Origin of the sequence: Streptomyces sp. NPDC046862 (assembly GCF_040704615.1) — a bacterium.
GTDB lineage: Bacteria > Actinomycetota > Actinomycetes > Streptomycetales > Streptomycetaceae > Streptomyces.
The window spans coordinates 79,812-99,880 of the sequence record NZ_JBEYXP010000041.1 but is presented as its reverse complement, the minus strand read 5'-3'; the positions used below and the strand labels follow the sequence as shown (position 1 = coordinate 99,880).

General features: G+C 67.7%; 19 protein-coding genes and 1 pseudogene. 3 read left to right on the top strand and 17 right to left on the bottom strand.

What is annotated here, in order from left to right; translation table 11 throughout:
• Positions 1-24: 24 nt before the first annotated feature.
• The 5 genes from AB0959_RS36090 to queC all read right to left on the bottom strand — a co-directional run bounded on the left by AB0959_RS36090 (position 25) and on the right by queC (position 3,891).
• Positions 25-756, bottom strand: a complete 732-nt coding sequence (locus tag AB0959_RS36090) for a reverse transcriptase domain-containing protein (protein ID WP_366830963.1) — start codon at positions 754-756, stop codon at positions 25-27.
• 355 nt (positions 757-1,111) lie between these two features.
• The gene (gene folE / locus AB0959_RS36085) at positions 1,112-1,726 is read right to left on the bottom strand and encodes a GTP cyclohydrolase I FolE (RefSeq protein ID WP_366830962.1); all 615 of its coding nucleotides are present in this window, start codon (positions 1,724-1,726) and stop codon (positions 1,112-1,114) included.
• Between the two features lie 46 nt (positions 1,727-1,772).
• Complete coding sequence (locus tag AB0959_RS36080; RefSeq protein WP_366830961.1) at positions 1,773-2,498, bottom strand: 7-carboxy-7-deazaguanine synthase QueE; 726 nt, start codon at positions 2,496-2,498, stop codon at positions 1,773-1,775.
• Positions 2,495-3,187, bottom strand: coding sequence for a 6-carboxytetrahydropterin synthase (locus AB0959_RS36075; protein WP_366830960.1), 693 nt, complete (start codon positions 3,185-3,187; stop codon positions 2,495-2,497). The genes AB0959_RS36080 and AB0959_RS36075 overlap by 4 nt, the downstream gene beginning before the upstream one ends.
• Positions 3,184-3,891 carry a 7-cyano-7-deazaguanine synthase QueC gene (gene queC / locus AB0959_RS36070; RefSeq protein WP_366830959.1) on the bottom strand — a complete coding sequence of 236 codons (708 nt, stop codon included), beginning with the start codon at positions 3,889-3,891 and terminating at the stop codon, positions 3,184-3,186. Before queC ends, AB0959_RS36075 begins: the two co-directional genes overlap by 4 nt.
• 254 nt (positions 3,892-4,145) lie before the next feature.
• On the opposite strand from queC, the gene AB0959_RS36065 reads away from it, so the two are divergent.
• Positions 4,146-5,624 (top strand): peptide deformylase, encoded by a 1,479-nt coding sequence (locus tag AB0959_RS36065; RefSeq protein WP_366830958.1) that lies wholly within the window; start codon positions 4,146-4,148, stop codon positions 5,622-5,624.
• Between the two features lie 197 nt (positions 5,625-5,821).
• On the opposite strand, the gene AB0959_RS36060 is transcribed toward AB0959_RS36065, so the two are convergent.
• From AB0959_RS36060 to AB0959_RS36005, 12 genes and pseudogenes are all read right to left on the bottom strand, one after another.
• Complete coding sequence (locus tag AB0959_RS36060; protein WP_366830957.1) at positions 5,822-7,984, bottom strand: hypothetical protein; 2,163 nt, start codon at positions 7,982-7,984, stop codon at positions 5,822-5,824.
• A gap of 650 nt (positions 7,985-8,634) precedes the next feature.
• Positions 8,635-9,603: a CPBP family intramembrane glutamic endopeptidase gene (locus tag AB0959_RS36055; RefSeq protein WP_366830956.1), complete on the bottom strand. Its 969-nt coding sequence runs from the start codon at positions 9,601-9,603 to the stop codon at positions 8,635-8,637.
• A 224-nt stretch (positions 9,604-9,827) separates the two neighbouring features.
• Positions 9,828-10,907 carry a hypothetical protein gene (locus AB0959_RS36050; RefSeq protein WP_366830955.1) on the bottom strand — a complete coding sequence of 360 codons (1,080 nt, stop codon included), beginning with the start codon at positions 10,905-10,907 and terminating at the stop codon, positions 9,828-9,830.
• A gap of 271 nt (positions 10,908-11,178) precedes the next feature.
• Complete coding sequence (locus AB0959_RS36045) at positions 11,179-12,408, bottom strand: cytochrome P450 (RefSeq protein ID WP_366830954.1); 1,230 nt, start codon at positions 12,406-12,408, stop codon at positions 11,179-11,181.
• Entirely contained in the window at positions 12,405-13,658 is a 1,254-nt protein-coding gene (locus AB0959_RS36040) for a cytochrome P450 (protein WP_366830953.1), read from the bottom strand. The genes AB0959_RS36045 and AB0959_RS36040 overlap by 4 nt, the downstream gene beginning before the upstream one ends.
• Positions 13,655-14,254: an ATP/GTP-binding protein gene (locus tag AB0959_RS36035; protein WP_366830952.1), complete on the bottom strand. Its 600-nt coding sequence runs from the start codon at positions 14,252-14,254 to the stop codon at positions 13,655-13,657. Before AB0959_RS36035 ends, AB0959_RS36040 begins: the two co-directional genes overlap by 4 nt.
• Entirely contained in the window at positions 14,235-14,561 is a 327-nt protein-coding gene (locus tag AB0959_RS36030) for a DUF742 domain-containing protein (RefSeq protein WP_366830986.1), read from the bottom strand. The genes AB0959_RS36035 and AB0959_RS36030 overlap by 20 nt, the downstream gene beginning before the upstream one ends.
• Positions 14,562-14,587: 26 nt before the next feature.
• Positions 14,588-15,019 carry a roadblock/LC7 domain-containing protein gene (locus tag AB0959_RS36025; protein ID WP_366830951.1) on the bottom strand — a complete coding sequence of 144 codons (432 nt, stop codon included), beginning with the start codon at positions 15,017-15,019 and terminating at the stop codon, positions 14,588-14,590.
• Positions 15,012-16,337 carry a histidine kinase gene (locus AB0959_RS36020; protein WP_366830950.1) on the bottom strand — a complete coding sequence of 442 codons (1,326 nt, stop codon included), beginning with the start codon at positions 16,335-16,337 and terminating at the stop codon, positions 15,012-15,014. The genes AB0959_RS36025 and AB0959_RS36020 overlap by 8 nt, the downstream gene beginning before the upstream one ends.
• A gap of 634 nt (positions 16,338-16,971) precedes the next feature.
• Positions 16,972-17,106, bottom strand: a pseudogene (locus tag AB0959_RS36015) (glycoside hydrolase family 15 protein); the annotation flags it as partial.
• Between the two features lie 135 nt (positions 17,107-17,241).
• Positions 17,242-17,676: a hypothetical protein gene (locus tag AB0959_RS36010; protein WP_366830949.1), complete on the bottom strand. Its 435-nt coding sequence runs from the start codon at positions 17,674-17,676 to the stop codon at positions 17,242-17,244.
• Between the two features lie 394 nt (positions 17,677-18,070).
• Positions 18,071-18,547: an ATP-binding protein gene (locus AB0959_RS36005; protein ID WP_366830948.1), complete on the bottom strand. Its 477-nt coding sequence runs from the start codon at positions 18,545-18,547 to the stop codon at positions 18,071-18,073.
• A 259-nt stretch (positions 18,548-18,806) separates the two neighbouring features.
• Here AB0959_RS36005 and AB0959_RS36000 point away from each other — a divergent pair, with 259 nt between their 5' ends.
• Together AB0959_RS36000 and AB0959_RS35995 are read left to right on the top strand one after the other, a co-directional pair.
• Positions 18,807-19,709 (top strand): helix-turn-helix transcriptional regulator, encoded by a 903-nt coding sequence (locus AB0959_RS36000; RefSeq protein WP_366830947.1) that lies wholly within the window; start codon positions 18,807-18,809, stop codon positions 19,707-19,709.
• A gap of 12 nt (positions 19,710-19,721) precedes the next feature.
• Positions 19,722-19,919: a DUF397 domain-containing protein gene (locus AB0959_RS35995; RefSeq protein WP_366830946.1), complete on the top strand. Its 198-nt coding sequence runs from the start codon at positions 19,722-19,724 to the stop codon at positions 19,917-19,919.
• Positions 19,920-20,069 lie beyond the last annotated feature (150 nt).

Genomic DNA, 20,069 nt, shown 5'->3' with positions numbered 1-20,069 from the left:
TTGTGGAAGACAGGGACATGAGGGTCACCCACTGATCAGGAACAGGTCCTCGGCGTGCGCCGAAGGGCGGATACGGCTCTTGTCCGGGTGCGCATGCAGTCCCACAGTGGCGAGGGCTTCTGTCAGCGCGTCGTAGGCCGCGTCGGCCTCGTGGCGGCTGGAGGTGAACAGGCAGTAGTTGTCCGCGAAGCGGACTGCGGAGAAGCCGTTCACCTTGGCGTCGACCTGGGACAGGCGCAGGTTGATGAGCAGCGGGCTCAACCCGCACCCCGGCGCGATCGGGTCGGGTAGGACGTTGAGAGCGGTGCGGACCCGGGCCAGGAACGTGCCGTCGTAGACGTGCTCGGCCAGCCAGTCGATGACCTCGTCCGTGGTGGCTCCGGCCGATGCCTGCTGAACGTCGACGTCGACGACCCAGGTCCGGCCCTGGTCCAGATGTGCGGCGGCCTGCCGTACAGAGGTGAGCCGGTTACGGCCTCTCCTGAACCCGGAGACCCACGGTGCCAGCGCACTGGCGTCCAGGACGGGCTCGATGGCCCGGCGCATCGCTCGGTGGACCACGCGGTCGCGGACCGTGGGGATTACCGTGTCGATGCGCTTGCCGGTATAGGCGACGACGTGCGATGCCCGCAGAGGGCCGGGTTGCCACGTCCCGTCGCGCAGCTGCTCGGCCAGCTCCTCTAGCCGCTCGCGCAGCCCGGAGCGGAACCCCGCCCAGCTGAGCCCGTCGGCGCCCGGAGACGAGGCCCGCCTCATGCACTGACGTGCCGCACGGGTGAGATGGATTGGCTGAATCAGATACGGCATGAGTGAATGTGCCGCCACAGAGGGCGAGTTGGGCGCTACAGTGGCAGGAGCCTGGGTGGCTGGAACGATCCCGCCCTCCTTCAACGGACCGCTTCCCAACACACGCGGTCCTGGAGAGTCGGAAAGACGGCCCCACCCAGGCGTCGTCATGTCAGCAGTCATGCTCGGCCTCCTGACGTCGTGACGTCCAGGCCCTGCCTGCGAGCGGGAGCACTAGCCCTCATCAGTCCTGCTGGCATCGGGGTGGCGGGGGTGGTCTGGGGCATCGCCCATGCTGCGGCGCCGGGGGCCCGTTCGATGCCGGTCACCGGGACACTCCTTTCAGCGCGACCCCGCGGAACAGCTGCCCCATGGGCTCGCTGAAGGTGAAGCGACCGCGGGTGGTGACGGAGGTGGTGACCGCGCTGGTCGCGCGGACACCGCGCATGCTCATGCACGCATGCGTGCCTGTCGCCGCCACCGCCACGTCCGGGGCGCCGGTGGCCATGGCGAGATCCTCGGCGACGCCGTTCACGATGCGCTCCTGGAGCTGCAGGCGGTGGCCGTGCGCCTCGGCGATCCTGGCGATTTTCGACAGGCCCAGGACCTGTCCGGCTGGGCAGTAGGCCGCAGTGACGTCGAGTGTCATCGGCAGCAGATGGTGCTCACAGAGCGATGCCACGACGATGCCGGAGACGATCACGATCTCCTCGCCGTCCGCGCCGGCCTGCTCGTGGGTGAAGAGCGTGTCCGTGCGGCCCGGGTCGTACTCAAGGAACTCCGACCACCAGCGTGCCACCCGCGCGGGGGTGCCCTTCAGGCCATCCCGGTCGGGATCCTCGCCGAGCGCGAACAACAACTGCCGGTACAGATCGGCGACTTGCTCCTGGTCGATCACGGGTCGGCCAGGCACGGCCTCGGGTACGAGGTCGGTGGTCATGCTGTGCTCACCGCCGTTCGCTCCACGGTGGCGCGGGATCGGAAGCTCACCTGCCACGCTCGTCACCCCACAGAAGGACGTGCAGGCGGGTCCCCAGGCGCCAGCCTCGCTCGACGACCGGCTTCACCAACGTCTGCATCCCGTTCAGGACGGCCTCGGGGGTCCTGCCCTCCGGCATGACGCATATCGGGGTGAGCCCGAACGCCGACTCAAGCTCGGCGATCTCATCCAACTCCCCGAGCTCCTGGACAACGAACTTCCAGCGCGCCTGTCCACTGGCAGCCAGGGCCCGTAGCGCGCCGGGCACGAGGCGTTTGCTCTCCGGTATGCCACAGCCGAAACCGGACAGCTTGGGCGAGACGTTGAACCACGGCCCGGCCGAGACCAGCTCAGGCACCGGAGCGATGGTCCCGTTGGTCTCGATCTCCACGTCCCGGCCGGCTGCACGCAGGCCTTGGACCAACGGGAGCAGCCCTGGCTGAAGGAACGGCTCGCCACCGCTGACGACCACCAGCTTCTCCGGACGTTCCAGGGCCCAGCCGACGAGGTCGTCGACCTCGCACCACATCGACTCGGCGCGCAGGTCGAACCGTGCGGTGTCCCAGGTGTAGGGGGTGTCGCAGCCGCGACAGGTGAGGTTGCAGAGCGAGAACCGGATGAAGGCCGCCGGAACCCCGGTGCTGATCCCTTCGCCTTGGACGGTACCGGCGAACGTCTCCGCGATCCTCAACGTGCGGCGCTGGCGCGGCACGTCGACCAGTACGGCTGTCATTCCGGCCTCCCCTGATACTCGCCCCAGGTGCTCTCCGTCTCGGACACCCGCACCGTGACAGGGCACCCGTCGGGGCCGGTGACGTCCCGCTCGTGGAGCCAGCGCGCAAAGTAGGCGGCCAGGTGCTCGCAGGTGGGGTTGAAAGCGAAGACGTCATTGAGCAGGCGGCCGTCGACGTCGCCGACGAGGTAGTCCGCGAAGAACGGCGGCATGTTGGCCGGAGCGGGCCACGCCGGTTCCTCGGCCGGGAGTATGACCCGGTAGGAGTGCCCGTGGAGCCGGGCGCACTGATGGTCTGGGGGCAGGCCGTCGAGGCGGTGGGAGGCGTCGAAGTCCACCGCCGTACGCGCAGGGAGCGACGCCGGCCGGCCCGTGTGGATGCGGACACGCTGGAGGACCGAGCAAGCCTCGGGCGGCAGATGGTTCCGGGCCCATGTGGTCAGATGCTGCGCGAGACCATCGTCGCTGGGGTCAGGAACGACCTCGTTGAGCAGTTGGTGGTCAAGCACGGCGCCGATGTACTTCTTCACTGGCGACAGCACACCGAAGTCGACGACGAAACCGGGACTGGACAACGTCTCGGAAGCCAACACGACCTCCGCGGTGAAGGTACGGCCGTCGAACCGCCCGCCTACCTCGCGGGTTGCTTCGAAGGGGAACCTCTTCCCGATACGCCACAGGCCGCTCATCGGGGCTCCTCAGTGGCTGCAGCCTCGTAACGGGTGGGGTCCTCAACGCTGGCGAGCTGGAACGCCTCCCTGCGTTCCCAGCAGGTCCCACAGGTGCCGCAGTGCAGGTCGCAGCCCTTGTAGCACGACCATGTCTGCTCGAATGGCACGCCGAGTTCCGCCGCGGCCGTCACGATGTCCGCCTTCGTGGCGTTAAGGAACGGCGCCAGGAGCTGGAAGTCCTCCGCGAGGAAGCCCTCGTTGCCCACCCGGATCGTGCGGGCGAGCTGTTCCAAGAACTCGGGCCGGCAGTCAGGGTAGATGGCGTGGTCCCCTGCATGAGCGCCGAAGGCGACGGTGTCTGCCTTTGACGCGACCGCGACTCCAGCCGCCACCGACAGCATGATGGCGTTGCGGTTGGGGACCACCGTGATCCGCATGCTGTCGTCGCTGTAGTGCCCGTCCGGGACGGCCACCGTCGTGTCGGTCAGCGCCGAACCACCCAGGAGGCGCCCCAGCCCCCTAAGGTCGACCACCTCGTGTGACGACCCGAGTTGTTTGGCGATGAGGGCCGCATGCTTCAGCTCCTTGCGGTGACGCTGTCCGTAGTCGAAGGACAGCAAACTCACGCTGGCGCCTTGGGACGCCAGTAAGTACGCCACGGCGGAGCTATCCAACCCGCCGGAAGCGATCACGACCGCGTGGCGCGGTATATGTCCAGTCATCTCCCATGAACCCTTCGAAGTCCCCCGGGCCATTCGGCGCCGGAGCAGTGGAGTGAGTCCGCCCACGTGGATGGGACGGCAGTCGGACGAGGGTCGCCGCAGCGACAGGTGGAGGGCGGCGGGCGCGGAGCACCCGATCGCGACCGCAGCCACCGCCTAGCACCATTGGGCTCCCGGCGGGCAGGATGAGGCGACGGTGAGGAGCACTCACTCACGATCACGATCTTGCCGAACTCCCGGAAAGGACGGGCACCTTGGAGAAGGCGGACGGTGAGGAGCGCAGCACCTTCGCGGCGGAACTCACGCACTGGCGCAACGTCCGTGGTCTGTCCAAGCGAGGTCTTGCGGAACGGCTCACCATCGACCCCTCGTACGTCAGCCATCTCGAAGCCGGCCGCGAACACGGCAGCGCCACCCTGGCCCGCCGGGCTGACACGCAGCTCGATGCGGGCGGTGCCCTGTGGAAGGCATGGCAGGGCACCGACACGTCGTCCCCGACGGCCGAGCCGGCAGAGGCCCCCTCCGTCAGCGGGCTTCTGGTCTTGGAGGACGAGGCGGCACTCACCTTCGGCGACGGCAATTACCGCCTTCGAATGCGCCGATTGCTGCGCAACGACGGCACCGAGCCCATCACCCGCTACCTGGTACGCATCGCCGTGGACCGCTACCCCTCCGAACCGGAGCGCTCCAACGCGCTGTACAGGCGCAACCCGCTCACCTGGGAGGAACTCAACCTTGAGGCCTACTGCGCCAACGAGCCCATGGGCTGGACCGTCAAACACGACCGCGACGCGTTCAAGGAACTCTGGCTGCAGTTCCAGAGCCCCACCAGCCGCTTCCCCCTCTATCCGGGCCAAGAGGCGGAGATCACCTACTCCTACAGCGTCAGCGCTGAAAAGTGGGGTCCGTGGTTCCAGCGGGCCGTTCGGCTCCCCACCCGCCACCTGTCCGTGGAGCTCGCGTTCCCGCGGGAGTTGGAGCCGACAGTCTGGGGCACCGAGACGTCCTTGAGTGCGGACTTCGCGCCGCTGCGTACCCCGCCCCAGCGGACTGGAAGGGGCGACCAGACGATCTTCACCTGGGCCACGATGGACCCGCCCCTGCACGCACGATTTCGCCTCGAATGGCGCTTCAAGGCCGACCCCGACACGAAAGAGAACGCCCCAGTGAACACCCCCTCCGCGAGCCAGGCCATGGCGAACGCAGGCATCGTCCAGGAAGGCGCCCCCGTACTCGCCCGCCGCGTCCGCCCGTTCGACCTTCCCGCTGAAGCCGACGAAGCTGAGCGCGTGATCCGTGAACTCCTCGAAGCCGTTGACCGCGTACGGGAGTTGCACACGTTCGGCAAGGGCATGGGCATCGCCGCCCCCCAGCTCGGCATCGACCGCTCCGCCGCCGTTGTCATCCCGCTGGAGCCCGACGCCGAGCCGGTGGTGCTGCTGAACGCCACCGTCGAGGAAGCATCTGCTGACCAGGATGAGCAGTTCGAGGGCTGCCTCAGCTTCTTCGACGTTCGTGGCCGCGTTCCTCGCCCCCTCAGCATCGTCGTCGCCCACCGTGGACTCGACGGCAGCACGAGGTTGTCGCGCTTCACCCAGGGGATGGCCCGCCTCGTCGGACATGAGATCGACCATCTGGACGGTGTTCTCTACCGCGAACGCATGCGCCAAGGTGTCCTTCCGATCCCGGTCGAGGAGTACCGAGGGACCGGTACGCAGTGGAAGTACGGCTGAGCCGTGCTGCAGCTGGCGGGGGATCGGCGGCGTGACGGTCGCCTCGTGGACGTGGACGCCGCCGTGGATGGCCCCGGCCTGAACGGCTGGCCCGTAGAAGGTGCCGTCCGAGATCGTGTTATCGGTGGTTGCCCCGAGCGTCGGTGAAAGCCTCGTCGCGGTCACAGGCCCATCACCGGCTGCCGGGCTGACAGGGGTCACAGCGCACCTGCCAGAGCTCGGACCCGTTCAGCGTCCGCCGGGCGAATCGGGAAGTACAGGTCTGCGGCCTGCCGGTAGCAGTTCCCGGCGAGCGTGGCGTCCCCGCGAACTCGGTGTGCGCCGCCGAGCATCTCCAGCGTGCGGGCCCGCCATCGGGTGCTGCCCGCCTCGACAAACGTCCGCAGCGCCTTCTCCAACTCGGCGACACCGGCCTCCAGGTCGCCGAGCACGACGAGGGCGTGTCCGTGCAGGGCGAGCGCGCGGGCCGCGTCGTAGGGGTCCTCCACGTCCACAAGGAGCTCGTGGGCACCGGCGAACTGCTCAAGTGCGCGCTGCGTGTGTCCTTCAGCCAGGTCGATCTCACCAAGGAGGACCGAGACCAGGGCGACGCCTCGCTGGTAGTCGCACGACAACCACCGCTCTGCTGCCAGCGTGAGGTGCGGCCGGGCAAACTTCGCATGTCCGCTCTCGAAATGACACGCGCCCAGTCCGAGCAGCGCCTGGCCCTCATCGCGCACGTCACCCGCAGCCTGCGCGGCCTCCACCGCCTCGGCATACCAGCCGATGGCCTCGTCCAGACGACCGGCCGAACTCAACCCGATGGCACCGGAGTTCAGCATCTGCCGGATGGCAGGCCCATGGCCTGCACGCCGCGCGGCGGCGAGACCCATCTCGTGCGCCGCGACCCACAGCTCGTACGGGTGCTGGCGTAAGAACAGGGGCCAAAACGCATCGACGAGCTGCCAGACGAGCTCGTCCCATTCCATCTCCTCAGCGGCCCGCAGGACGCCGAGGAGATTCCCCTGTTGGGACGCGAGCCACGCAATCGCCCCTGCTTCGTCCTCGAAGGGGAGACGCACGGTCAACGAGGGCAGCCCCTCCGCTTTGCGAAGAGTGGCCTGAGCGGGCGTGAGCCGGATCTGTGCATGCGCGGCTACCTCCAGCACCCATTTGCTCAGCCGCCGGAGTACGCCATCGCGGGTCGGCTTGTCGTCGTGTTGCATGGCCAGGCGCCGAGCGTGCTCGCCGACGGCTTCGCCCATCCGGTAGCGCACCGGCCGGATCTCGTGGGGTTCGATCGCCGCCAGCAGGTGCTCGTCGGCCAGGACCTCAAGCAGCCAATCCGCGTCGCCCCATTCAAGGCGGCAGGCGGCGGCCACCATGTCGGGGTCGAGGTCGTCGACGGGCAGCAGGCTGAGAAATCGGTAGACCTGTTGCGCGGTTGCATCCAGGTTCGCGTAGCTCTCGTCCAGTGCGGCATGCATGACCATATGGGCGTGGTCCTTATGGTGTGAGGTCTCGGACGTACGGCGGGTGAGGGCGTCGGCGGCTACCGAAAGGCTGTGCTGGGGGCGGGCGGCCAGGCGGGCGCCGGTCAGGACGAGCGGGAGCGCCAGATAGGCACAGGCTCGCGTCAGGCGGGACGCGGCCTCGGGATCCGCCGCCACTCGGGCCTCGCCAGCGAACTTGGCCAGGAGTTTGAGAGCCGCGCTGGGAGTGAACGGGCCGAGTGGGTGGAGTTCGGCGCCGTCGACGCCGAGCTCCCACAGAAGGCAGCGGCTCGTCACGACGGTCATGCTGGAATCGCCAGCGGGCAGCAGAGGCCTGACCTGTTCAGGCGCGACGGCGTTGTCGAGGAGGACCGCGACGTTCCGGCGAGCGGAAACCGACCGCCACAGTGTGGTCAGCTCCATCAGATCTGCCGGGGGCTTGTCCAGACCGAAAGCGTGGAGCCACTGCTGGAGAACCATCTCCGGCGGCCTCGGCTCTGTCGTACTGCGCAAGTCCGCGTACAACTGCCCGTCACGGTAGGACCCGTGGTCGCGAAGCCATCGGGTGGCAAGCGCGCTCTTGCCGACCCCCGCGATCCCGGAGAGCACGACGAGGGTGGCACCGCCCTCGCGAGCAGCGTCCAGAGCACAGACCTCCTCCTGACGGCCGGTGAAGTGGCGCGGGACCCGCGGAAGCTGACGCGGCTCAGGGACAGAGCTCGCCGAGACCGAGGCGTAGTGATGGATGCCGCCGGAAACGGATCCGGCCTGCACGGCCACCCCGCTCAGGTGGGCTGAGCCGCCGATCTCATTCGCCGTCATCGCCGCCCCCAAGGTGAGCGGACCTCCGAAGTCCGAGTGCCGCTCGGAGCCTTCGGCGTAGCCCACCGGAATCGAGGTCGGAGAGCGCGCCGCACAGGCTCCGGGCTGGGGTAAAGAGCTGCCCGGTGGGCTCTTGGGCGATCCACCGCAAACCGACAGCCGTATCGCGGGCGTGGCGGGGCGGCACGTCCACAGGCGGCCCGCTGACGAATGTGGCACAAGCCGGCCACCGGAGACTGACGGCATCCGGCCGAACCACGAAGTGCCAGACTCTGTCCGAAGCCCAGACGGCTCCCCGCTGGGCGCCGGATCGGTCGAGGTGGCTCAGAGCAGCAGCGCCGTACTGCTGTGTAGTGAGCACGACGGCGAAGCCCCGGCCGGTGCCTACGCGGCTGGTAGCCGTGCTGCACCAGGCCTTGCCCAGCGCGTTGTAATCCTTATGCCCTGGTTCCTCCCCTGCATATACGGGCACTTCCCATGCCGAGGGCAGTACGGCGGGATGCCGTGCGGACATGGCGGTTGCATCGGCCCATGGCCGAACGGGCGTGGAGGTCAGGACCACGGACCGCTCCTTGCTGGCTGGCGGAGAAACTCTTGGCGCGGGTCAACTGTGGGAACGGGCCGGATGACCCAGGCGCTGAGATTGCGGAGTGCCGACGCTGTACGGCGTGTGAGTTCCGGGCGCTTGCTGAGTTCCCTCGGGGCCGTCAGACGTGTCATCCGCTCGGCTTCCCGAGCGAAATGACGTCGGATGGCGCCTGGCGGACCTCCGTCCAGGCCCAGACGGCTCCCGCGAGCATGAGTCCGCTGACCACGAGGAGATGCGGCATGCCGAACAGGATGTTGACGACGTTGTAGGTGGCGTGGGCGAGGACGAGCGGGATCACTCGGCCGTAGCGGTGATACAGAAAGCCGGCCGTGACACCGAGTGGCACGAGCGCGAGCGCGGGCCACAGCCCCAGGTAGCCGTGCGGGAGAGCCCGCATCAGGGCCGCGACGGCCAGCGTCTCCCACAGAGGTCGGCGCGCGGCGGTCAGTACCGCCACGACCACGGCAGTTGCCAGCACTTCCTCCACGGTCACGGACCACACCGCATGGACCAGATGAGGGCCGAGGCTGGACACCCCTGCCGCGGTTGCCTGATCGCCTTCGAGTGCCGGGCCGGGCAGCTGCGCCAGGACCCCCATGAGGAAGACAGCCGCGCATATCGCTGCAGCGTGGGCGAAGAAGACCAGCTCTCCCTGCGCGTTCCGCGCGCGCTCGGCCGTGGTCCGCTTGCGGAACAGCCGCACTGGGCGGTCCCTGTCCAGCAGTTGGAGAGTGACCCCATAGCGGCCTGTCACCTGCACGCATAGCCAGACCCAGATCACCAGTTCGGTGAGGTGACCGGCAATCTGCGTGGAGGAACCGTCCGGGGAGAACTCGCCGTGTTCGTCTGCCACGATCACGGTGAGAGCCCCGACGAGGACCGTCACCTGTCGCCACCGCTGCCCGCCGCCCTCCCGGCGGGGCTGGAAGAGGATCAGTCCCAGCAGCCAGGCCGCGGCCCCCGCGAGACCGACCAGTCGGCCTACTTCCTCGATCCGCGTGGCCTCTACCGGCAGATCGCGCCCGGAGAGTTGTACGACGGAGACCGCCGCACCGGCCAGGTGCGGGCCGCCCGCCAGAGCAAACAGTGCGACCACCACTGCGTACGCGCGTGCCGGGCCCCAGGACGCGTGCGGCCGGATGGGATCCGGGAACTGGCGAGCGCCAGAGGATACGAAGGGCGGGGATAAGGACATGACTTCCTCAAGATCGATAGAGCGAGAGCACGTAGCAGTGGAAGGCCAGTAGCCGGGGCGCTTGCGAAGTGCGTGAGGCTGCCGCGCATGCAGTCACGTGGCTCCGTCGATGAGCCGCAGACGGGTCACATAGAGCTGGGTAGGCTGCGGGGCTGATGACCGCTGTTCCAAGCGAGACGGAGACCGAACCCCCGGAGGATGTTGATCGCCGTCATAGCGTCGGACACGGCGGCCAACGCCTCGGTGCCGGAGCCGATGCGGCGCATCACGTCCACCCGCCATCCGTGCGGCAACTGCTCAAGCCGGTGGGCGACGCGAGCCCCCCGCACTCGGTCCTCCTTGTGGTCCCAGGCCGCCGCCCAGCTGTCCGCAGCGGGTGGTGGGGCCTGGCCGGCGGCAACCTGCTGGCAGGTGTCCTCCAATGCCTCGGCCAGCGGCGTTCGAGGGGTGCAAGCATGCGATGACCAACTCTTCGGTGGGCGTTGACTGCCCAGCACCACGGCCTGCCACTCAGGTGTGAGGCCTTCCAGGATCTTCAGCTGAGACGTCGCGCTCTCCCCGAGGGGGAGGCACCCGGTGGCCGACGGCTGCCACAGGACCGTCACCTCGGCGGCTTGCCGCGCGAACTCCGCTATGGCATGCGGATCCCGTGCCCGTACCAAGCCCGTGCGGCTCACCAGCCAGTGGACGGCGGCCTGGTCGCAGTCCGGCATGGACGCCCACAGACGGCGGGCTCGCAGCTCGTCCCACGCCAACAACACCGCGTCGTGGGCGGCCGTCTGGACGGTGTGTGCATCGTGCCGGTCGAACGTGGCCAGGATCGCCAGGGCGGCGTCGATGCACTCGACCCGGCTGGGATCCTCCCGCAGAGCCTGGTCGAGGAGGTGCGAACAGACGCCGGGGTGGCCGACGAACAGGGCGCACGCGTTCTCGGGGCCCGCTGCGGCCTGCGGGCAGTCCTCGCGGGTGATACATCGCGGTGTTTCCCCGTCCAGCCAGGTCGCCCACACAGTTCCGCCGTGCGGCTCCGCGAGCTCCCGCGCGATGCCCCAGTGCCGGTCACCGTCATGCTCGGCGATTTCGCACAGCAGGGAGCTGCGGACCATCCCCCCGACACCACGGCCTTCGGCGTAGGCGTGGACCATGAGGTCCTTGGCAAGGGGGATTCGCGCACCGCAGATACGCGGAGGTGTCAGGGTCGACACAGGTCGGTCCTTCCGGTCGATGACGTCCGTGGTGAAGTCGTCCGGCAGCGATGACCCGGGCGACGCCGGGGGCCGCGGGGCAACCGGTCGGCGCGCCGAGCGGGCGATCCTTCAGGTGCAGTTGCGATTCGAGGCCTATGGGCATCGGAATCTGGGTTCTGAGAAGAGGGGTGAAGCGGCTGCGACTGTCTTGGGTGGGGCGGTGGTTCCACCGGTGGAACGTCGGCATGGGGTGTTCCACCAGTGGAATCCGTGTTGCTCTCGCTCAGGGCTACGCGGCGGGGCCCAGTGTGACGGGCAGTGCGGTGACATCGGTGCCGATGAAGGAGCGCTGCGGCTCCAGGTCTCCGGCGGCGCCGAGGAGAGCGAGCCGGGGGAAGCGCTCGAACAGGGCGGGCAGAGCAATCTCGGCTTCGAGCCTGGCCAGCGGCGCGCCGAGGCAGTGGTGCATGCCGTGGCCGAAGGCGAGGTGCTGCTTGTCGGCGCGGTCGATGTCGAAGTCGCCCGGGTCGTTGTGGATGCCCGGGTCGCGGCCGTGGGCGCCGAAGCCGATGAGGATGGTTTCGCCAGCCCGGATGGTGACGCCCTCCCCGAGGTCGATGTCCTTAGTGGCGTACCGCAGCGGCATGTGCATGATCGGCGGGTGGAGTCGCAGCGCCTCCTCGATCACGTCGCTCCAGCGGGCCGGGGCGGCGAGCACCGCGGCGAGCTGGTTGGGATGGGTGAGGAGTTCGCGCACGGCGGCTCCGATGAGGGCGACGGCGGTCTCGCTGCCAGCCCCAATCATCAGGATCAGCGTCGAGACCAGCTCCTTCTCGCTGAGCCGATCACCGTCCTCTTCGTGAGCGGCCAGCAGCAGGCTGGTCATGTCTTCGTCCGGCGTCCGGCGCTTTCCTTCGATGAGCGTCTGCATCGCGCCGTACAGGTCGCGGCTTATGGCCTCGGACTGTTCCGCCGTGACGTCGGTGGTGAGTACGGCGTCGATGACGCGGAGCATCTCGGGCCGCTGGTCGGCCGGGACGCCGAACAGGTCACAGATCAGCTGGGTGGGCACCCGGTATGCGAACTCGGCGCGCAGGTCCACGCGTTCTGTACCGTCTCGGCCGGCCAGGCTGTCCAGCAGGTCGGTGACGATGGCCTGGATGACGGGTCGCATCGCTTCGATCCGGCGCGGAGTGAATGCCCTGCCGACCAGCTGCTTCAGCCGCTTGTGGTCGTCTCCGTCGGAGGTGAACATGCTGATCACGTCGACCCACGAGTACAGCCACGGTATGGCGCCGGGCTTGTACGCAGGCCAGGACTTTCGGGCGTCCTTGGAAACGTGGGGGTGGGTAAGGAGCCGCCTGGCGACGTCACCGCGGGTGACCGACCAGGCGATGACGTTCTCGGGCATGTTCACTTTGACGGCGGGCCCGGCAGCGCGGAGTTCGTCGACCTGCTCGTACAGGCGTTGGCCGCCGCTGCTGTCGAGCATCACGGCCTGGGCAGGGGTGCTGGTCACGCGGTACCTCCGGTGAGTTCGGCAGCGGCGGGGATACGCGCTGCGGACTTGGGACGGAACGTCACGGGCATCGCCTGGGGGCACTGGTGGAAAGGGCCGTGGCGCAGGAGGATCTCCTCGTCCGGCACCGCTAGTTCCATGTCCCACAGCTGATCGAGCACGGTCTCGATGCCGGTCTGCGCGATCGTGGTGGCCTGCGTGATCGCGGGACAGCGGTGGGGCCCGGTCGACCAGGCGAGATGGCTGCGGTTGTCGAACCCCAGATCGGACGGCAGCGCGGGGTCGGTGTTCACAGCGGCGTGAGAGATGAGGACGGGCACGCCTGCCGGCATCTGCACTCCGTAGAGCTGGGTGTCATAGCGGGCGTAGTGCACGGAGAAGTTCGCCATCGGGGAGCGTTGCCACAGCGCCTTCTCCAGGGCGCGGCGCACGGTGAGAGTCCCCGCGGCGAGGTTCCCGGCGTAGGCGTCGTCGCGGAGGAGCAGGTGCAGGGCCCAGGCCATCCATGCTGCAACGGGGATGACTCCGGCGCCGACGGCGCAGTACAGCTGGTTGAGGGACTCGTCGTCCGTCAAGCCGGCGGGATGGGTGATCATCCAGGAGGTGAGGTCCTCGCCGGGCTGCTGATGGCGGAGCTGGATGAGCTCGTGCAGGAGCATCGCAAAGTCGATCGCGCCTTGGGCCGCTGCGGGTCCGGCGCTGATGAGGTCTTGGCAGGCGCGCACCATCCGGGCGGACATCTCGGTTGGGCAGCCGAGTAGTTCTGCAAAGACGAGCAGCGGCAGGGTGTCGGCGAAGTCGGTCATCAGGTCGGCGCGGCCTTGGGCCATCACGCGGGCTATGAGGGTCAAGGCACTGCGCTGGGTGATGTCGCGTAGTTGGTGTGGACTGATGCGGGCGATGCAGTCGTCCATCGCCCAGCGGAGACGGGCGTGGGCCTGGTCGTCGGTGTAGAGCACTGAGTTCCGGAACGCCATCAGGCCCAGCACCGGGCTGTTCTCGGGCACGTAGCCGTTGGCCAGGTCCTGCCAGAGCCGCGAGTCCTTGGAGTAGGTAGCCGTGTCGTTGAGGAGGGTCACGGCGGCGCGGTGCTGAGTGACGACGAGGGCGTGCACGTTGGGGGCAATCTCCGCCCAGCCAGCCGGTCCCTGGGTGCGCAGCTGGTCGTAGACCGCGTGGGGTTGGGCGGCGAAGGCGCCACCATGGAGCACGGGGCAACCGTGTGCGGACAGCGGAGGCGGTGTGGTCACGAGGCGTGCTCCAGGCTGGCTTGGGACAGAAGGTGGGAAACGAGCGCGATGAGGGGAGCCTTCGCTGATTCCCGTTGACGCACGTCGCACGTGACGAGGGGAGTCGATGGGTGCAGGTCCAGCGCTTTGCGCAGGTCTGCCTCGCTGTAGTGCGGGGACGTGGCGAAGCGGTTGACCGCGATAACGTAGGGGAGGCCCGCTTCCTCCATACGCTCCATGGCGTCCCAGGAGTCCGTGACGCGCGCGGTGTCGACCAGGACCACGCCGCCGAGGGCGCCTTCCATCAGGTCCTCGATCATGCCCGCGAACCGGGGTTGTCCCGGTGCACCGAACAGGTAGAGCACGATGTCCTCGGTCAAGGTGATGCGGCCGAAGTCCAACGCGACCGTCGTGGTGTCCTTGTCCTTGAGGTCGCGCAGGTCGTCGACGACTTCGCCGGCATGCGTCATGCGCTCCTCGGTGGACGCCGGTTTGATCTCGGATACGGCGCCGACGAACGTGGTCTTGCCGATGCCGAACGGGCCGAGCGTGATGACCTTCACCGAGGTCTGGACACCGGGTGCGAGGTAGCGGCCTTTAAAGCTTGTGGAGTCCATCCAAGATCCTCTCCAGCAGCCGTTTGTCGTGCTGCTGAGCGGCGGGCACAGGAGAGCGGCTTATGAGGTGGCCGCTGTCAACGAGAGAGGCGACCACCACCTTCGTCACGGCGCCCGGCAGTTGCAGATCAGCGCTTACTTCGGCGAGCGACAGCGCACCGGGCAGGCAGTGCTGCATCACCCGGTGGGCGTGGGCGCTGAGCCCCTGCAGCGGCTTGTCCCGGTCGGCGATCAGGAGCGTGGCCAGGTCCAGGGTGCGACGGCTGGGGGTAGCCTGCCCTCCGGTCGGGGTGTAGGGCCGCACCATCCCGGCCCGCCGCCGGCCTCGGGACGTCACGATGTTCCATACGCGGTCCGCTCCCGGGCGGACAGCGACGGCCGCAGACCGTTGATGGCCTTGATCGTTGCTGCGGAGGCGACGACTGCTTCCTTGCTGGTCATCTCTGCGGCGACGGATACGGCCACGGCGGTGCGGTGCCCGGCCCCGAAAACGAGGATGCAACTGTCGGGGAGGTCGATGATGATCTTGCGAGGGGTTGCCCCCTCAGTCTCGGCGAACTCGCTGATGCTGCGGCCGATGGAGAACGCCCCCGACGAGTTGGCCGCGGTGCGTTCGGCCACGTCGTTGTCCAGTCCGTCCGATGCCGCAAGAACTAGGCCATCGGAGCTGAGGAGAATGGCGTGCAGCACGCCCCGCTCCTCCTTGAGGCGGTTGAGGACCCAGGTCATGTTGACGGTGTCGGCAGTGGGCTGCTGCTCAGTCACGGGACTGTTCTCCTTGGATTTGATCGTTCTCGCCTTCGCGGATGGTCGCCGTCAGATTGGCGAAGCCCTGCGAGAAGGCGTCGGGGTCTTCCTGCGGCGCAGGTTCGCTCGTGCGTGTGCTGGGGGCGTGCCTGGGTGAGCGACGGCGCCGCTGCGGCAGAACCGGGCTGTCGGAGGTGTCTGGCGGCTGGCCGAAGTCGCCAGCCGGCTGCTGCTCAGGTATCGGCGGATGGCTGACGGCTGAGGCTGCTGCGGCCTGGCGTTCGGCTTCGCGCTCTTCGTCCGTTGGGCCATGGCCGAGGAGGTCTCGGGGGATGCGAAGGACGGCACGTACGCCGCCGAAGGGGGATGTGCTGCTGACGTCGGCGTTGAAGCCGTACTCGTTGGCGAGGCGTCCGATGACGGGAAAGCCGAGGTGCTGGGTGTCCGGCAGGGAGGTGACGTCCAGAACTGTGCGCTGTGACAGCAGCTGGGCTGCTTCCTGGCGCTGGTAGACGTTCATGTTCAGGCCCGCGTCGTCGACGACGATGCAGTATCCGGTCTGGATCTGCTGCACTTCCACGGAGACCTTGCCGTCGGAGTACGCGGTCGCGTTGGACAGCAACTCGGTGAGGGCGACGGTGACCGGCTCGACGACGCGACCTTCCACCCACACTTCCCCGGTGCCGGGCTCGTACGTGTAGTTCACGCGAAGGAGGGCGTCGATGCGCCCCCGGGCGGACTCGACGATCTCGCGGAAGGTGCAGTCGGCGCGCTGCAGCCCAGGCCACGAGCCGGTGAGGATGCGCGTGCGCTGGAGCGTGTGCAGGGCCCGGGTGACCAGGTGGTCGAGGTCCATCAGGCTCTGGTGGTAGGCCGTGCCCTCGGGGTACCTCTCCATCTCCTCGATGGCCTTCATCTGGCAGCGAACCAGGTAGGTCTGCGCTTCGTCGATGATGTCCCGAACCGAGGAGCGGGCCGCGAGTGCGATCTGGTCGCGGGTGATCGAGATGGCTTTGTCGCACAGGCCCAGTACGGCCTGGTGGTAGCCGTCGATGGGCGTGCCGGCTAGATGACTCACGCTGAGGCCAGGAACCGTGACGCCGCGTTGACCTCGCGCTGCGGCGTTGACCAGCGCGGGCATGCGCGTCTCCGCCAGGTGCTTCGACTCCGCGTCCAGGGCGCCGGTGAGCTGCCGAGCGGCGAAATGTTCGCGCTCCAGCGGGCCAATCTTTGCGGCCAGGGCCCGCTTGGCGCGGGTCTGACGGACAAGACCCACGGCCGTAACGGCGAATCCGCCGCCCAGCAGCGTGGCTGTGGTCACCAGGGGCTCGATCATGAAGCGTCCTCGAACGAAACGGGAGTCGATGGGCGGAGAGGAAGGCCGCCGGGGTGTGCACCCCGGGCCGCGACCGTCGCGGGGCGGCTCACGGGCCGGGGAGGCTCACCACGCCCCGGCGGCCGGTCTATGAGGTAAGGAACCCGATCACGCGACGAGGAAGTGATCGAAGCCCCACGGAGGTGGCGGGAATCGGCAGGCACGGGCCCGCGGGGGGAAGCAGTAAGAGCGGGATGCTCCGCGTCATCGGGTGACGTGAGCACCTGAAGCGCGCCGTACAGCAGCAACGGCGCCGTGAAGGCACGTAAGCGCTCGTTGCCGAACCGGGCCCAGTGCAGAGGCTCGTAGGTGCCTGCCGAGACCGGTGGCAGGGGCAGGACACCCTTGTCCAGGTGCTGGACCGGTTGCGGCCAATTCAGCTCACCCCCTGAACCGGGGGGCAGGATCAGCACCCAGTCGCCGCTTTGGGCGACTGCGGCGCCCACCGGATGCGGCCTATAGCGGTTAAGGAGTTGGACAAGCCGGAGGGCCTGGGCCGCCGGGAGAATGGCGGCCTCGAAGCCGTCGCCTACCTCTACTTCCACGGGCTGGGTGGATCCGTGGACGGCGGGAAACAACTGGGCGAGGGTGGGGTTCATGCAGCCATCACCGGAGCCTTCGCCCGCTCCGGTTGGTGCAGCAGGATGGCACTGTCCACCAGGCCGATGTGGCTGAACGCCTGTGGGAAGTTTCCGAGTTGCTGACCGGCCACCGGGTCGTACTCCTGGGAAGAGGCGCCCGGAGGTCCCGGGCAGGCGGGTGGAAGAGCTCACGGCTGGCGTCTCCTGCCGGCGAGACGCCGCCTGGTCAGGTACGCGGAGACAGGCAGCCGCCCTACGGATATCGAGATCACCGAGGCGTTGAGTCATCGCCACCCCTCGCAAACAGTGGGGGCGGTTTCAAGGCTGGCCAGGTCGGCGAGATCGACCGGGGTGACGTCGTGCAGGCTGATGACGTAGCGCGCGGCCACCGTCCATGGCAGCCGTGGGTCATCGTGGGCAACGAGATCGAGGGACTCATCGGTCTCGCTGGGAAGAGGTTGGAGCGTTGACGGGTCGTAAACCACGCCAGCCACGCCCCAAGACGGGTAGTAGCCGACCAGAGCTGCTGCGTAAGAACCGCGCAGGTGCGGACAGGCGCTGACGGACTCGACGGCGCACGGGACACAGACCGGTGCCACGGTGGTCTTCTCGCCTTCGGCGATCGGCCGACCGCCGGGGGCACGCATTAGGAAGAGATGACGCTCATCGGGTCGGCCGAACGTACTGCCGCCGCGGACCTGGCACAGCATGTGGATCATGGCCCTGCGCTGGCGCCGCGAGTGCATGTTCGGGAAGTCAGGCCGCCCGAGCCCTGGGGCGATCGGCTGGCGGACGTACAGGACGCCTTCATGCCTGTCGACCGCTGGGCTCTCGTCTCTGTAGCCGATCCGTGGGCCGCGAGGCCCTCGCTGAAGCACGAGGGGGGAGATGAACGGCTTTTCGGCCGTCCACGGCGTGACGTACGGGACCTGGAGACCGCGATAGTTCTGCAATGCGGCGCTCAACTGCGACCCCCAATCGCTGTGCGAGGGGCAGGGGCAGGGCGCGAGATCAGCCCCACGGTGTCCTGCATACGGGTTCCTTCTGCCTTTGGATCGAAAGCTGCCGTGATCGGGCAACCCAGAGGTCTGTGCTTCACCGAGCCGTGGTCGGCTACGGAAGCGTGGAGGCGGCCTTTAGGGAGAACCAGAAGGTCTTGCCGGTGCCTTCGTCTGCCGGTACGACGCCCCAGCCATCGCTCAGCGCAGTGATGATTGCGAGACCTCGTCCGCCCTCTGCGAGTGGATCCTCATCGACTCTGGGTACAGGCCAAGTCGGAGATCCGTCACTTACTGCGACTCGCAAGTGCCCCTCGGAACGCTCCAGCTCGACCTTCACCGTTTCGGCCCTGCTCTGACTGCCGTGCAGTACAGCGTTGGTGAACGCCTCTTCCGTTGCGAGTACGACGTCACCCTCAACTCGGTGCTGCTTCCAGTACTTCAAGTGCGCGCTGACCAGGCGTCGAACCTGTCCGGCTCGCTCCCGTTCAGCCGGGAACACCCACGAGACCAACCGATCGCCGGCCGCGTCAGCCACCCCCGTTTGGCATGCAGGAAAGGCCGTACGCTGGAGTGGAGATGAATGGATCATGGCGGCTGTCCTCGCGGTGGGGGTGACACACTCGGATCGAGATCGCTCACCGTCCCCGGGCAACTGCACTCCGGAACGGCTGAGGTGGAGTATGTAGCGAGAGCCGCTCTCCATGTAACGCTCATGGCGGAAGTGTCCGCATGAGCGATCCGCGATTTGCCAGGCTCGTAACGCTGCGGCTGTTCCGCCGTGTAACTTCCTTGTGGCTACCGCAGGCCGAAGCTGACACTGGAAGCACGATGTCCCGAGGGGGGTCCGCATGACCGACGAGCCGCACGGCTCAAGACGAGCCGTCGAACCAACTCAAGGTCCTGGCCCGACGACTCGCCGCCGGGACTTGGCACGTCGATTGCTGGAGCTGCGCAGGTCCACGGGGCTCACAGCGGAGGAAGCCGGGGATCGCGCCGGCGTCTCCAAGGCCACGGTGAGCCGATACGAGACCAGCAAGGGAAACGTCCGCTGGAACCAAGTCGACCAACTCTGCAGGGCCTACGGGGCTTCAGACGAAGAGCGCCACGCCTTGGTCGAACTGGCCAAGACGTCCAAGGCCACAGACGGATGGTGGGTACCGGGCGCAGGTTCCTTGCCACGCCCGTTGAGCATGTTGATCGCACTGGAGAACGAGGCGACATGCATCCGCCAGTTCGCCTCAAGCATTGTTCCCGGACTCTTGCAGACCAGCAGCTACGCCCGATCGATCAAGGGCACCCCGGGTTACGAACTGCCTCAAGAGCAGGTCGAAGCCTTCCTGGACACTCGTATGCGCCGACAACAGTTGCTCGATCAGCCACGCGGGCCCCGGTATCACGTCCTCCTGGATGAGTCGGTCCTCCGCCGATGCGTCGGAGGAGCTGAGGTCATGGCGGAGCAACTCGACCATCTGCTCGAACGTGGCTCGCATCCAGACATCACTATGCAGGTGCTGCCGTTCGGCCAAGGAGCTTATTCCGCGGCACTGGCGGGCTTCATGATCCTCGGGGCCTCCGACCCCAACTTCGACGTCATCTACGCAGAGAACACTTCCGGTTCGCTGTACCTAGAACAGGACGAGGAGCGTCGGTTGTACTCGGCAGCGTTCGACTACCTGCACACCGAAGCCCTCTCAACAGAGTCCTCGGCAGAGATGATCGCCGAGGCCCGCAAGAAGCACCTGCGAGCCTAACGAGGAAGACAAGTGAACGAACAGCTCAATTGGTTCAAGAGCAGCTATAGCGGCCAGCCGTCAACCGACTGCGTAGAGACTGCCTTCCTCGCTGCCACGTCTGTGAAGGTGCGCGACTCGAAGGATCCAGCTGGCCCTCACCACACCTTCGAAGGCGACGCCTGGGGGTCGTTCATCAGGGCGGTGCAGCGGGGAGAGATCGGGTCGTAGCAGCGCCACTCGTATCGCCCCTTCGGCCCGGCACCCTTCGGCTGCCGGGCCGAAGGTGTTGAGGAGCTCGTCGCACCGTCAAGCCTGTCCAGTTGCCGACCATTCGCAGCTATGACCTGACGCAATAATCTGACACTACGTCAAGTCAGT